The sequence below is a fragment of the Virgibacillus salarius genome (assembly GCF_039521925.1).
Classification (GTDB): Bacteria; Bacillota; Bacilli; order Bacillales; family Amphibacillaceae; genus Virgibacillus; species Virgibacillus salarius.
In genome coordinates, this window is the sequence record NZ_BAAACY010000044.1 from 29,471 (window position 1) to 44,237 (window position 14,767).

Genomic DNA, 14,767 nt, shown 5'->3' on the forward strand with positions numbered 1-14,767 from the left:
GTTTGTTAAATCACATAAGTAGCATAGTATCTAAATAAAGAAAAATACAAACTTATCCACCAATTGGCTAAGTTTGTATTTTTTATATGTGGATCATGATTAAATTAATGGAGCATAGCGGGCTCGAACCGCTGACCTCTTCGCTGCCAGCGAAGCGCTCTCCCAGCTGAGCTAATGCCCCGTACATAAATTGATTATAGATAAGTATGGTTGTTTTTGCAAGTCCATCAACATCAGTTAATCTGTGTTCATGGTACTTATTTACTATTTTAGAGAATTAATAGTAATATAGTTTTGAATTTACCAAAAATTTACTAATTTATTATAGATTATCAATGTTTGTTATGCGATAGTAAAAGTGTGTCATGTCAACGTAATACATGACAATAAATTATTTATCCTTAAGGAGGGAGAAGATGCGAAAATTACGGGTGAAACAGTCTTTTTATTTGGTTCTTATTTTTACGTTGATTTTAATGAATTTTTCACCAGTATTAAGTACATCTGTGGCCGCGACAGACGACGGAGAAACAACGGAAGAGTTGTTTATATCAGAGTATATCGAAGGTAGCTCCTATAATAAGGCCATTGAAATTTATAATGGTACAGGGGAAGAAGTGGATTTGTCAGGCTATCAATTGGCGCTTTATAGTAATGGTGCTAATGAGCCTAGTCAAACAATGACATTGGATGGTACGTTGGCATATGACGATGCATATGTAATTGCTCATCCAAATGCAGATGAGGCAGTATTAGAGGTGGCAGATCAAACAAATGGTAATGTAATTAATTTCAATGGGAACGATTCCATTGCTTTGCAACAAAATGCTAGTAATTTGGATGTTATTGGTATAATTGGGGATGATCGTAATTTTGCGAAGGATGTAACACTAGTAAGGAATTCATCCGTTATTGCTCCTGTTTCCAACTATGACGAGGGACAGTGGACCAATTATGACAAGGATACATTTGCATATCTCGGTGATCATACCGTAGATGGCGTTGATCCGGGTGAACCAGGTGAACCTGATCCAGAGAATCCTGATTTAATTACCATTGATGAAGCTAGGCAGCTTAATGATAGAACAGCTGTAACTGTAGAAGGAATTGTTACAGTAAATAATGATGCTATTAGTAATGGTACTCAATTTACAACATACATTCAGGATGATACTGGCGGCATTAATCTATTCTCTTTTGAACAAGGTGAATTACCAGATGTAAATAAGGGGGATCTAATCAAGGTTGTTGGCCAGTTAGATTCTTACAATGGGCTAAAAGAGATCGTTCCTTCCAGTGTAGAAGTATTGGGAACAGATCAGCAACTACCTGAGATTCAAGAAGTAAGCTTAGAAGCATTACAAAATGAAACTACTGCAGAATCGCTTGAAGGTGAGCTTGTACGTGTGAATGGCTTTCTTTCAAGTATTCCAGAGAGTCCGGCTGGTGGAGGATATAATATCTCCTTTATTGATGGAGATTTTAATGGAACAACTTTACGCGTCATGGAAAATGCATTAGATGTCACTCAAATAGCTGAAGAGAAGTGGTATGACGTGACAGGAATCGTCAGTCAATATAACAGCTATCAATTGATTCCAACGGAGCAAAGTGATTTTCAACTAGCTGCAGAACAACCTGATCCACCATCTGCTGCAGGCGAGTATGAAACGACAGTTGAGCGTGTAACAGATGGGGATACTATTCGTATTGCTAATCCAGTATTAGGTGAAACAAGAGTTAGATTTGTTAATATGGATACACCGGAAACCTATGTAGCCCATAATGATGACCCAGCTAGAGATGAGATAAATGAAAATCAAAAATTTCATGGGGATGCTGCGACTGCTTATATGAATGATTTAATCCAGCCAGGTGATGAGGTAATCATTCGGCTTGGCGACACACCAACAGACGATTATGGGAGATTATTAGCAGAGGTTATTCGCAAAGAAGATGGAATGAATATTAATTTAGAAATGGTTGAACAGGGTTTCGCTTCAACGTATTTTATTGCACCATTTAATGAAGAGGTTTATCCAGAATATCAGGCTGCTGTAAAGGATGCAAAGGATAACGGGCTTGGTATTTGGAATCCAGAAAAACCTTTATTGGAATTGCCGTTTGTTTTTCGAGCAAATGATGATCAGAAAGGCTTCCAACGATATGTAGGTAATTCGGATACAAAGGAGTATGTTGTACCAGATAATTGGGCAGATGTACCAGTTGAAAAACGTGTATTTTTTGCAAGTCCTGAAGAGGCAGAATCCTATGGATATACTCCTGCTGGGGACCGAGTAGATGAAAATTTACAAGTACAGTTACTTGGATTTAATGATTTACATGGGAAGATCGATCAGGAATATGAATTAGATCCTGATGGCGATGGCGTATCAAAGATGTATGGAAGGATCGACTATGTTACTTCCGCTATTAAAGAAAGAGAGCAGGATCACCCTAATTCTTTCGTCGTACATGCAGGTGATATGATAGGCGGTAGTTCACCTGTATCAGGTTTATTACAGGATGAACCAACCGTTGAAGTTATGGAGACGATCGGGTTTGACGTTGGCTCTGTTGGAAATCACGAGTTCGATGAAGGAACAGAGGAACTGCTGAGAATGGTAAATGGCGGAGAGCATCCTGAAGGAAAAGGTACTCCTGAATATGACGGTATGGATTTTCCACTGCTTTGTGCAAATTGTGTGTATAAAGGAAGTGGTGATCCTATGTTATCTCCATACTACATTGAAAAAGTAGATGGTGTAGATATTGGCTTTATCGGTGTTACGACAGAGGAGACAGCTAATATTGTCATGCCTGAAGGAATCCAAGATATTGAATTTACTGATCCGATGATTGCTGTAAATGATGCGGTTGCGGAGTTGCAACGACAAGGAGTCGAATCAATTGTTATCCTCGCACATATTCCAGCAGAGCAAGATGGTGACGGTGCGACAGGAGAGGCTGCTGATTTAGCCAGAAATGTGGATGATGCTGTGGACGTAATTCTTGCAGCTCATAACCATCAAGTTGTTGATGGTATGGTAGATAATAAGTTAATTGTCCAAGCTTCAGAATATGGAAAGGCGTTTGCTGATATTGATTTAGAAATCGATCGTAAAACTGGCGATATTATTCAAAAAGAGGCGGAGATAGTATTTGTTGATCAAAGTAAATATACGCCAGATGAAGATGTTACCGCGATATTGGAGAAGTATCAAAATCAAATTGGGCCAATTTTGAATGACGTAATCGGATATAATGCCACTGATTTAACTGGTGATTACATTGTTGATGGAGATCATGGATTAGGGAATTTACTCGCTGATGCTATGAATTGGGCCATGGATAGTGACTTTGCAATGATGAATGGCGGAGGAATCCGTGATGATCTTCTTGCTGGTGAAGTGACATGGGGAGATTTATATAATATTCAGCCATTTGGGAATACGTTGATGACTGTTGAAGTAACCGGAGATGATATTTACACGATATTGAATGAACAGATTTCTTCGCAGTATGGACCAGATTATAGTGTGAGTGGCTTGCATTATACATGGAATTCAACATTAAATGAAGTAGTGAAAGTAACCTTACCAGATGGTACCCAAATTGACAGAGATGAAGTATATACACTAACAGTAAATAATTTCATGGGGACTTCTGAGGGGCCAATTAAAGATTTAGGACAAAATCCTGTTACTGGTCCGGCAGATATTGATGCAACCGTTGATTTTGTAAAAAGCTTAAACAGTAATCCAGATCATCCGTTTACGTATACCTCTGAGGGGAGAATTTCGGAAACAGATAAAGAACCGGGCGATCCTGGAGAGCAACCAGAGATAGAAATTGAACCGAAGCGAGATTTTGGCGTTGCTACGGTCTATACGAGAGAGATAAGAGAGCTAGACGATGGCGTCCGTTTAACAATAAATATTGAAAATGGTTGGAAATATCGAGTCTTATTCTTAACCAAAAGACAGGTTGACTTACTTCGGGAGAAAGAAGTAACCTTAGTGGTTACGAATGGTTCAGGTTCAGCAACCTTTGATATGGCTTCATACCACAAACTATTTTTATTTGTTTGTGTGAAAAACAATGAAATGTAAATCTTTGTATAGATAAAGCAACTAGTATACTCGGAAGTCGCTAAAATGAGTGTTTTTGCTCATTAAGAGGTTGAACCGATAAAGTATGTTTTCTAGTTATGCTAGAAGAAGGTCGAAGTAAAAGAAAGTAGAGATAAGAGAACTCTGAACTATAATCGGGTGAAGCTATAAGTGGATCGTAGTTCAGAGTTTTGTCTTTTGATTCCTACAAAAAGGAACGCATATCGCCGTACAGTTATTCTAGCAGAAAAATCATGTGTGATACCTACGTAGTCAGAAAGTCCTAAGATCAACACTGCTAAGCGATTTTTGGTTAACAGTTTTAGCTAGGTTCGCGGAAAGCAACCCATATTTCAGATTGATTTAAAAGCATACAATATTATTCGCCTGTAGACCATATGCGTTGCTAGGTTCACGCTTTCTTATTTAACATTATGCACGATCCAGCATTCGTTGAAGCGCAAATGTTGCATATGTTGACACATCTTGCGGAACAATTATTTTATTTATTGGCTGTCCCTCGATAATAGCTTCTAGCGACCAAAGTAGATGTGGTAAATCTATTCTGTTCATGGTTAAGCAGGGACACATGTGAGGATTTAAAGAAATAATACGCTTATCAGGATGTTGATGAATAATCCGTTGTACAAGATTCATTTCTGTACCAATTGCCCATGAAGTACCAGACTTGGCCCGTTCTATGATTTCAATAATCGATTTCGTGCTACCATTAAAATCGGAGGCGTCTACGACCTCTTTTCGACATTCAGGATGAACAATAATATTCATATCTGGATAGGAATTCCTTACTTGTTCAATGTTTGTTAACGTAAAATTTTCGTGTACAGAGCAATGGCCCTTCCACAAAATAACTTTAATATCATCTACATTTTCCGTAAATTGCAATTCGTCTTTAATAGGATCCCAAACTGCCATTTCATGAGGTTCGATGCCAATATCAGCTGCTGTATTTCTTCCTAAATGTTGGTCTGGAAGAAAAAGTATTCTTTCCTTTTGGGAAAATGCCCACTGTACCATTTTATGCGCATTAGAAGAAGTAACGGTAGCACCATCATTTTTGCCGACGAATGCTTTAATAGCAGCTGTTGAATTAACATATGTTAATGGCAAAATAGATTCCCCAAATAAATCAGTTAGCTTTGACCATGCTCTTTCTGTTTGGTAAATATCAGCCATATCAGCCATCGAACAACCTGCTCGCATGTCTGGCAAGTAAACAGTTTGATTAGCAGTTGTAAGAATATCAGCGGTTTCCGCCATAAAATGTACACCACAAAATACAATATAGTTTGCATTGGAATTTTTAGCGGATACCTGTGCTAACTGAAGTGAATCGCCAACAGCATCCGCAAATTGAATGACCTCATCCTTTTGATAATGATGACCAGGGATAAATAGCGAATCCCCGAGGTCTTTTTTAATATGTTGTACGCTTTCCTCCATTTCTGCTTTAGATAAATGAAGGTACTTCTCTGGAATAGTATGAGAACCTATTAACGTTTGGAGTAATTCCATTTAAAATTCCCCTTCCGATTTATACGTTTCTAATTTTTACAGTTGCACTTATATCTAACGCTTTGACAGAGTGAGTTAGATAGCCTAAAGAAATATAATCAATTCCGCTTGTTGCATAGTCATGTAATTGCTCTATTTGTATTCCTCCTGAAGCTTCTGTGATGATACCTTCAGGAACATATTGTAGCCAATCTTTAATTATTTCCGGTGAACAATTGTCAAACATAATAATATCTACTTTATTTGTAATAGCTTCCATTAACTGTTTCTCTGTTTCTATCTCCACTTCAATTTTTGTGGTGTGTCCTAATCGCTTTTTAACTGTTTGTACTGCATCGGTAATCGTTCCAGCAAATGCTATGTGATTATCTTTTAGCATTACCGCATCATACAGGCCAAAACGATGATTATAACCACCACCACATTGAACTGCATATTTTTCTAACATGCGTAATCCAGGAGTGGTTTTTCTCGTATCACAAATTTTTGCTTCTGTTCCTTCTATTAATTTCACAGCATTTGCTGTCATGGTAGCAACGCCACTCATGCGCTGAATCAGATTAAGTACAACTCTTTCCGCTTGAAGCAGTTCAATAATTGGACCGCTAATGTGTGCAATTTCGGTTCCTGCGGTAATAAATTCTCCGTCCTTTATGTGAATGTTGCAGTTAATCAAAGGATTTATGATGGAGAACCCTATTTCAATAACCGCTTCTCCACAAAATGTTCCTGCGCGTTTTGCCACAAGATGTAAATCCCCCTCTTTGTTAGGTTGAAACAAAGCTTGTGACGATATATCTCCATTACCAATATCCTCTAAAAAAAAGCTTTCAAGCATAGATTTTAGCTTCATGGTGTTCACTATAATTAACCTCCATGTTTTCGTTTATCTCGCATATAACCGCCAATTAATGTCCGATGGGTTCAAAGTCCTTAGGTTATACCCTTGTGGTACTAACAATCCGTGGGGGATAAACAAAACCTCCATGGATTGAAGTTTCACTTTTTTCGGTAATGGATAATACTTTTTCTTAGCCAGCGTTTGTAGTCTTTATTCGGAAAATCGGAACGGATATGACCACCTCTGCTTTCGGTTCTGATAAGAGCTGACTGGGTCATTAATACGGAATTAATCCACATGAAATAAGTCTGTATATCCGCTCTTCTACACTGATCAATATTTGCAAAAGGGTCGATTGAAAAGGAATTTAACCAAGCGAAATGGTGTTGAAGGCTATCATTATTTCGAATTATGCCAACATAATGTGTCAGTTTTTCCTGCAGCTCTTTCCTTGTAAAAGGAAGTGATTCAAGTGGGTTCTTGTTATCTGGGGCAGGAACAAAATCTTTAGGATATTCTTCTACTTTCGTTTTTAATAGAAACATAGAGAGTCGACTTCCGTATACAAAGCCCTCTAGTAGTGAGTTACTCGCTAGGCGGTTGGCACCATGAACGCCACTGCATGCTACTTCACCTATCGCATAAAGCCCTTTTATTGATGTGCATCCCCATCTATCTGTAACAACACCGCCCATCATGAAGTGAGACCCTGGTAACACTGGTATTTTTCCTTTACTCAAATCAACATGATGTGCTTTACATAACTGCGAAATAGAAGGGAATCGTTTTTTGAAATTATGAATAGTAGTTATATCTAAAAATACGTATTTCCCAGATGTTACCTGTTTAAATATTTCATGGGCCACAACATGTCTTGGCCCTAAATCTTGCTGGTCATGGATTCCCTCCATTATTCGCTCGCCTCGATCATTAACTAATATGGCACCTGCCCCTCTAACAGCTTCTGAAATAAGTCCTACTGTTTTACCATTTGCCGATAAAAGTGTTGGGTGGAATTGTAAAAATTCTAAGTCACCTACGCTTGCACCTGCTCGATAGGCTAAAGCAATTCCATCTCCTAAGATGGTTGGGTGGTTTGAGGATTGCGTGAATAAGCCACCTGCACCACCGGAAGCTAATACAACATGTGGAGCGTAAAATTCCAGCAATTCCTCATTGCTGTTCTTGGCTTTTATGCCAATACATTTACCATCCCTATTTAAAATCAAATCCATTACCATTACATTCTCCATCCATGTGATGTGATCAGAAGCTTGTAATGATTCTAGTAAGAAATTCACAAGCTTCTTTCCTGTTTGATCTCCACCTGAATGTAGTATTCTAGGGACTCGGTGTGCACCCTCAACACCTAATGACAATGATCCATCAGCCTCTAAATCAAAAGGAGCACCGGCGTCAATTAATTCTTCAATAACTTTTTTACCTTCTTCAACAAGATCGTTTACACGATACTCATTTCCATGCCCCTCCCCAGCTGTCATTGTGTCATGAAAATGTTGCTGCGGAGAATCCGTTTTTGCGATAGCGGCGGCAATCCCACCTTGTGCCATGAAAGAATTACTGTCCTTAACTTGACCTTTTGTGATAATCATCACATGTTTGTGATTACTGAGTTTATAAGCTAATTGCAATGCAGCAATCCCGCTCCCTACAATAATGACATCGATTTTATTCATTGTCTTTCCTCCTGTTAATTTACAGGTGTCTTGACATATATGATTACACATAATTAAAATAATTACAAGTGTTATAGAATAGTAGGACTTCGTACAGAAGGGAGAGATTCATGTGAAATACTTCGATTATGCAGCTACAACACCTATCGATCCAGAGGTGTTAGCAATATACCAAGAGACAGCCTTAAGTTATTGGGGCAACACAAGTAGTCTTCATGATCAAGGAACAAAAGCTAAAGGGCTATTGGAAAGCTGTAGAGATAAACTGGCGTCTATACTACATGTTTCTTCAGATGGTATTTATTTTACTTCAGGCGGTACAGAAGCCAATCACATAGCTATTATTACGCTAGCATTGAGCCGACAAGATAGGGGGAAACATATTATAACAACAATGGCGGAGCATTCCTCTGTTTTTTCAAGTACAGCATATCTAAGGAAAGCGGGATTCAAAATAACCGAAATTCCCTTCTTGCAAAATGGGCAACTAGATTTTTATGCTTTAACAGATGCCATTCAGAATGATACGATTCTAATTTCAGTTGGGCATGCTAATAGTGAAATTGGTTCCATTCAGCCAATTGAAGCAATATCTAAGCAGGTAAGAGGACAGAACATTCTTTTACATAGTGATTGTGTTCAGTCATTTGGTAAGATAGACATAGCATCCATTAGTCCATTTGTTGATGCAATGTCTCTTTCCTCGCATAAAATATATGGTCCAAAGGGTGTGGGAGCAGTATTTATACGACCTGAATATCGAGTTACAGGAATATTTCCAAACGAAACGCATGAACGTGGAATCAGGGGAGGCACCGTTAATACACCAGGGATTGCTGCTTTTGTAGCAGCAGCATTAAAATTAACGAATAAAGATTGGAAAAAGATGTATCAGTTGAGAACTACCTTTATTGAACACTTAGGTAGCAATTGGGAGAAACGGTTTACGATATTTGAGTCACCCTCTGATGTTCAACTTCCGCATGTAATTGGTCTAACGGTTAATGGACGTGAGGGTCAGTGGGTTATGTTAGAATGTAATCGTAGAGGGTTTCATATATCAACGGGAAGTGCTTGTCATCAGGAACTTCAATCTCCAGCAAGGACAATAATTGCCATGGGGGTTATGGAAGAGAAGCAAAGAGAATTTATTCGAATCTCGTTTGGACAAGATACTACGTTGGATGATGTGATTCAACTTGCGCAGCTATTAAGAAAGTTGGCGAAATAGTGTTTTCAATGAATCGTTAACATGGATGAATGAGATAATGGACGGTGATCAGATTGAATGAAAAGAAAAAAATGCTTGGTGATGAAAGAAGAAAAGCTATCCTAGCAAAGCTAAAAGCAAATAATGAACCAACGACTGGTGGGGAACTAGCAAAATTAGCAAATGTAAGCCGTCAAGTAATCGTTAGTGATATCACATTATTAAAAGCAAGGAATGAACCAATTATTGCAACAAGTCAAGGATACGTATATATTCCACATAGTTCTATTGGTGGTGTAGAACGAACTGTTGCGTGTCAACATACTCCCGAAAGAACAGAAGAAGAGCTTCACTTACTTGTTGACCATGGTATTACCGTTAAAGATGTAAAGATTGAACATAGTGTTTATGGTGATTTAACAGCATCTATTATGGTATCAAATCGGAAAGAAGTAGCCCAATTTATTGAAAAAATCTCAACAACTGGTGCAGCATATCTTTCCGAACTTACTGACGGGGTTCATATTCATACGTTAATAGCAGCTAACGAACAACAATTAGTTGAAGCAGAAAATGCATTGAAAGAAGCAGGCTTTCTGATTGAAAATAAATGAATAGCATCTCATCCTTTAGCAAATAAGCTAGAAATACATATATCCTCAAGAATTGTCATAATTGAAAAATAGTGATTCATAAACTAATAAAGTGTGAGGATTCCATATCTTTCTCACAATTATATTCTCCTGACATGTACACGTTGTTATTTGGTGTAAACGGTCAGGTTTTTATGTTTTTTAGAATAGAGAGGAGAGGGAATATGTATTTCTTAAAGTGGTTATTTATTGGATTAGCAGTAAATGCGGTTGCTTTGATGCTTTTGTTTGCGAATATGGAAGGGATAAAGGGATTGCTGGAATTTATCATGGAAATGAACAAATTCTCAGACAAATAATGAAATGTTAATAAAGTGTAACATTATAACTATATCGCCCTTATTTCATTATTCCCTTTAACTATATCTACTTAAGGGGTCATGGAGTATTGTTTATTATTATAATAATCAAGAAATATTTCCATTTTATTACTTTAATTTTACATAAGACTGACATATACTGTATATACTGAAATACTTCTTAAAATTTGTTAAATTATGACGTTTGACGAATGGTAATAAGAGGAGTAACATAATTCTGTCGAAAAAAACAATTGTCAGTTTATTCTGAAGGAAGACGAAGGAGTTTTTACTATCATGTCAAGATATAGCAAAGAAGAAATTGTACAAAGTGTCCCGCAAAAGGGATTTTTTGGACATCCCAAGGGTTTATTTACCCTGTTCTTCACTGAATTTTGGGAACGCTTTTCCTATTATGGAATGCGAGCGCTATTACTCTATTATATGTATACAGAGGTGGCCAGTGGTGGTCTTGGTATTGATGATGGAACAGCTAAATCAATAATGGCAATATACGGCTCCTTAGTGTATATGTCTGGGATAATAGGTGGATGGATTGCGGACCGCTTGCTTGGTACGCAGCAAACCGTGTTCTATGGTGGTGTGTTAATCATGGCCGGTCACCTTGTATTAGCGCTTCCGGCTGGAACTACTGCATTATTTATTTCTATGTTTCTAATTGTTGTCGGTACAGGATTATTAAAACCAAACGTATCTAGTGTTGTTGGTGATTTATACAGCCCTTCAGATGTGCGTCGTGACTCTGGATTCAGTATATTCTATATGGGAATTAATATGGGAGCGTTAATAGCACCTTTAATTGTTGGAACATTAGGTCAAGAATATAATTATCATTTAGGATTTGGTGTAGCAGCTGTTGGTATGCTTCTTGGGCTAGCTGTATTTTTAGCCACGAAAAGAAAGTATCTTGGGCTAGCCGGTACGTATGTTCCAAATCCATTAGAAAGAGACGAGAAGAAAAAAGTTTTTACACGTATTGGCTTAGGTGCAGTAGCTATTATCATCGTTGGTGCCATTACAATTCCTGCAGGTATACTAACGATTAATCGATTTACGTACTTGGTCAGCTTTCTAGGTATTATCATTCCTACATTATACTTTATTGTGATGTATCGGAGTCCGAAAACAGATGCGGATGAGAAATCACGTTTATTAGCTTATATTCCATTATTTATTGCGGCAATTATGTTCTGGGCTATCCAAGAGCAAGGTTCCATTATTTTAGCAGAATACGCAGATAAACGAACAGATCTTAGCTTTTTAGGAATCGAACTTCAGTCCTCCTGGTTCCAATCCTTAAATCCATTATTTATTGTCGTACTCGCTCCTTTTTTTGCTGGATTGTGGGTAAAGATGGGTGAACGACAACCATCTACTTCGAAAAAATTCTCTTTAGGCTTACTTTTCGCCGGTCTATCATTCTTAGTAATGATCATACCTGCGTCAATGAATGGAACAGAAAGTCTAGTTAGTCCGGTTTGGTTAGTGCTAAGCTTTTTACTTGTTGTTATAGGAGAACTTTGCTTATCTCCAGTTGGTTTATCAGCTACAACCAAATTAGCACCTGAAGCATTTTCAGCCCAAACTATGAGCCTTTGGTTCTTATCCAATGCATCAGCACAGGCAATTAATGCGCAAATTGTAAAACTATATACACCGGAAACGGAAATCATTTATTTTGGTGTTATTGGTGGAATTGCGATTCTATTAGGTGCTATGTTGTTTATGCTTTCATCGAAAATTCAGCACTTTATGAAAGGTGTTCGTTAGAATGAGCACTTTAACGAAAATTCGGCAAAGTCAACGATTTGCCGAATTTTTTTTATAAGTTAAGAAAGTATAAAATCAGTGCAATGACTGCGTTAAGCCAAGTAGTTATTTTGAAATGTTTGATGTATATTGGTAATGCTCCGACTAATTACTTCGCTTTCCACGGGCACGGCCTCAACTAACTTTGCAAAGAAGAACACGTTGCAAAGTTAGCTGAAGGACAAACCCCACGGAAAGGGAAGTGGGCAGCCGGAGTGGTGGTCAAGCAGTAGCTATTATTCCATAATAGCTACTAGAGGAAGCGTAAATCTGAGCATTTAGTGATAAGGACTGCGAATTTTGCTCAGTTTTTTTTAGTCTAGGAAATGATGAAATTTGAGCCTATATAATTATGGGGCGTATTGAGCCACGTTCAACTCCAGTATTACGTTGCTATTCGGGCGCTTGCGCTTTGGTTCTTTACAGTGAAGAAGTTCTTACGATATATTGTTGTTAAGCAAAATCTCCATTATGAAGTGAGGTGAGTCTGTGAAGTACGGACATAAATATAAGGTTGCTCATCGTGAAGCGCTCATTGGTGTTGGTCTGGTAATCTTTAATTTCTTATGGTGGTTTGCATTTGCCTACGGTTTAGGAGGTAAGGACCCTCAAGAGTATACATATATTGTCGGATTACCTGCGTGGTTTTTCTACAGCTGTGTAGTGGGATTTATCGTAATGGCCATATTGGTGGCAATTGTAGTGAAAAAGTTTTTTGTTGCTATTCCATTTGATGAGGAGAAGGAAATAGAATGAATTGGGAATCGCTAATACCGTTAATAGCAATATTATGTATTATATTTGGAGCAGGAATCTGGGCCGGTGGCTATTTAAAGAATTCTACCAACTTTGCTCAGGATTATTTTTTAGGCGGTAGGAGCCTCGGTGGTTTTGTGCTAGCTATGACAATGACAGCAACCTATGGAAGTGCTAGTAGTTTTATAGGGGGACCAGGGACAGCTTATAATGAAGGGCTAGGCTGGGTTTTATTAGCCATGTCTCAGGTTGCTACTGGCTATTTTGTTCTAATGATCCTAGGGAAGAAATTTGCTATCGTAACTAGGGAATATAATGCACTAACGATGGTGGATTTTTTGAAAGAAAGATATCAATCAAAATGGGTTGTTATCTTTTCTTCAGTCAGTATTATTATCTTTTTATTTTCAGCAATGGCTGCTCAATGGATTGGTGGAGCAAGATTAATTGAATCGTTGATTGGAATCAATTACACAACTGCACTATTTATATTTGCTGTTTCTGTTTTAATCTATGTTACTGTAGGAGGATTTCGTGCAGTTGCTTTAACGGATGCTATCCAAGGAAGCATCATGTTCGTTGGCACATTAATTCTTCTTATTGCTGTGATCATAGCTGGTGGTGGTATACCTAAGATTATTGCTGATTTAACTGCAGAGAACCCGAATCTAATTACCCCTTATGGATCTGAAGGACAGCTGACGCCAACTTATGTATCATCCTTCTGGATATTAGTTGGAGTCGGTGTGGTTGCATTACCACAAATTGCAGTACGGGCAATGTCATATAAAAGTTCACAAGCAATGCATCGAGCTATCATTATTGGAACGGTTGTTGTAGGTTTTATTATGTTAAATATGCATTTAATTGGTGTTTTCGCGCGACCTATTCTCCCAGGTATCGAAGTTGGTGATAAGGTCATGCCGTTAATTGCTTTGGAAGTCATGCCGAATTGGTTGGCAGGGATAGTACTTGCTGCACCGATGGCAGCTATTATGTCTACGGTAGATTCGTTATTATTACTAGTCAGCTCGACCATTGTAAAGGATGTTTATTTAAACTATGTAAAACCTGACGCCTCCCATCAAACTATTAAACGCTTAAGTATTGGAATAACAGCATTGTTAGGCATCATTGTGTTTATGATGGCACTCAACCCGCCTGATCTTATCATTTGGCTAAACCTTTTTGCATTTGGTGGTTTGGAAGCTGCTTTTATTTGGCCGATTGTACTAGGTCTATATTGGAAGAAAGGAAATAAATATGGGGCGATTTCCTCCATGATAGCAGGAGTAGGCTTATATATTTTATCAGACAGTTTTTTTCCTAAGCCGTTTGGACTCCATTCTGTCGTCCTTCCAGTTGTTGTCTCGCTAATAGTCTATGTAACGATAAGCTTACAAACGCAATCAAAAACAAACGTCACATGATGCCCTGCTCTTTTCATTGCTAAAGCCTGAATCGGAAAGGTAATTATAGAGGTATAAGATAAAGGAGCGAATCGACGAGTAACGAAGCGCTCCTTTTTTGTAGTCTAAGAAATGATAAAATTTGAGCCTGTGTATAAATATGGACGTGTTGAGCTACGTCTAGCTCCTAGGCCCAGAAACTAGGTGTCTTCACGAATCTCCCTCATCTAAGTCATTATTGGCTCGTAAGCTCACCGTGATTCGTTTAACTCCGTTGGACTCGCTCCAGTTACTACATTTCTAATTGGCGCTTGCGTTTTTGTTCTAAGTTAAGAAAGTATAAAATCAGTGCATTGACTGCGTTAAGCCAAGTAGTTATTTTGAAATGTTTGATGTATATTGGCAATGCTCCGACTAATTACTT

The 14,767-nt window shown here is 38.1% G+C and carries 10 protein-coding genes and 1 tRNA gene; 7 read left to right on the top strand and 4 right to left on the bottom strand.

Annotated elements, in window-relative coordinates:
- Positions 1 to 108: 108 nt before the first annotated feature.
- Positions 109 to 181 (bottom strand) — tRNA-Ala (locus ABDZ84_RS06670).
- A gap of 235 nt (positions 182 to 416) precedes the next feature.
- Between ABDZ84_RS06670 and ABDZ84_RS06675 the strand changes: the two genes are divergently transcribed.
- Positions 417 to 4,112: a 5'-nucleotidase C-terminal domain-containing protein gene (locus ABDZ84_RS06675; protein ID WP_321132761.1), complete on the top strand. Its 3,696-nt coding sequence runs from the start codon at positions 417 to 419 to the stop codon at positions 4,110 to 4,112.
- A gap of 432 nt (positions 4,113 to 4,544) precedes the next feature.
- On the opposite strand, the gene nadA is transcribed toward ABDZ84_RS06675, so the two are convergent.
- The 3 genes from nadA to nadB form a co-directional block, all read right to left on the bottom strand.
- Positions 4,545 to 5,648: a quinolinate synthase NadA gene (nadA, locus tag ABDZ84_RS06680; RefSeq protein WP_026682489.1), complete on the bottom strand. Its 1,104-nt coding sequence runs from the start codon at positions 5,646 to 5,648 to the stop codon at positions 4,545 to 4,547.
- Positions 5,649 to 5,667: 19 nt separating this feature from the next.
- Positions 5,668 to 6,510, bottom strand: a complete 843-nt coding sequence (gene nadC / locus ABDZ84_RS06685) for a carboxylating nicotinate-nucleotide diphosphorylase (protein WP_026682490.1) — start codon at positions 6,508 to 6,510, stop codon at positions 5,668 to 5,670.
- Between the two features lie 137 nt (positions 6,511 to 6,647).
- Entirely contained in the window at positions 6,648 to 8,186 is a 1,539-nt protein-coding gene (gene nadB / locus ABDZ84_RS06690; protein WP_121604445.1) for an L-aspartate oxidase, read from the bottom strand.
- Positions 8,187 to 8,298: 112 nt separating this feature from the next.
- Between nadB and ABDZ84_RS06695 the strand changes: the two genes are divergently transcribed.
- The 6 genes from ABDZ84_RS06695 (at position 8,299) to panF (ending at position 14,364) form a co-directional block, all read left to right on the top strand.
- Positions 8,299 to 9,417, top strand: coding sequence for an IscS subfamily cysteine desulfurase (locus ABDZ84_RS06695; protein WP_343780657.1), 1,119 nt, complete (start codon positions 8,299 to 8,301; stop codon positions 9,415 to 9,417).
- A gap of 53 nt (positions 9,418 to 9,470) precedes the next feature.
- Positions 9,471 to 10,010 carry a transcription repressor NadR gene (locus ABDZ84_RS06700; RefSeq protein WP_026682492.1) on the top strand — a complete coding sequence of 180 codons (540 nt, stop codon included), beginning with the start codon at positions 9,471 to 9,473 and terminating at the stop codon, positions 10,008 to 10,010.
- 203 nt (positions 10,011 to 10,213) lie between these two features.
- Positions 10,214 to 10,348 carry a hypothetical protein gene (locus tag ABDZ84_RS06705; protein ID WP_255637704.1) on the top strand — a complete coding sequence of 45 codons (135 nt, stop codon included), beginning with the start codon at positions 10,214 to 10,216 and terminating at the stop codon, positions 10,346 to 10,348.
- 297 nt (positions 10,349 to 10,645) lie between these two features.
- Positions 10,646 to 12,139 (top strand): peptide MFS transporter, encoded by a 1,494-nt coding sequence (locus tag ABDZ84_RS06710; protein ID WP_121604447.1) that lies wholly within the window; start codon positions 10,646 to 10,648, stop codon positions 12,137 to 12,139.
- Positions 12,140 to 12,667: 528 nt separating this feature from the next.
- A complete protein-coding gene (locus ABDZ84_RS06715; protein ID WP_026682494.1) occupies positions 12,668 to 12,934 on the top strand; it encodes a YhdT family protein in 267 nt (88 codons plus the stop codon).
- Positions 12,931 to 14,364, top strand: a complete 1,434-nt coding sequence (gene panF / locus ABDZ84_RS06720; RefSeq protein ID WP_343780660.1) for a sodium/pantothenate symporter — start codon at positions 12,931 to 12,933, stop codon at positions 14,362 to 14,364. The genes ABDZ84_RS06715 and panF overlap by 4 nt, the downstream gene beginning before the upstream one ends.
- Positions 14,365 to 14,767 lie beyond the last annotated feature (403 nt).

Bases quoted from the DNA above. Each gene is read 5' to 3' on its own strand.
- ABDZ84_RS06675 (WP_321132761.1), top strand. From the start codon at position 417: ATGCGAAAATTACGGGTGAAACAGTCTTTTTATTTGGTTCTTATTTTT.
- nadA (WP_026682489.1), bottom strand. From the start codon at position 5,648: ATGGAATTACTCCAAACGTTAATAGGTTCTCATACTATTCCAGAGAAG.
- nadB (WP_121604445.1), bottom strand. From the start codon at position 8,186: ATGAATAAAATCGATGTCATTATTGTAGGGAGCGGGATTGCTGCATTG.
- ABDZ84_RS06705 (WP_255637704.1), top strand. From the start codon at position 10,214: ATGTATTTCTTAAAGTGGTTATTTATTGGATTAGCAGTAAATGCGGTT.
- ABDZ84_RS06710 (WP_121604447.1), top strand. From the start codon at position 10,646: ATGTCAAGATATAGCAAAGAAGAAATTGTACAAAGTGTCCCGCAAAAG.
- panF (WP_343780660.1), top strand. From the start codon at position 12,931: ATGAATTGGGAATCGCTAATACCGTTAATAGCAATATTATGTATTATA.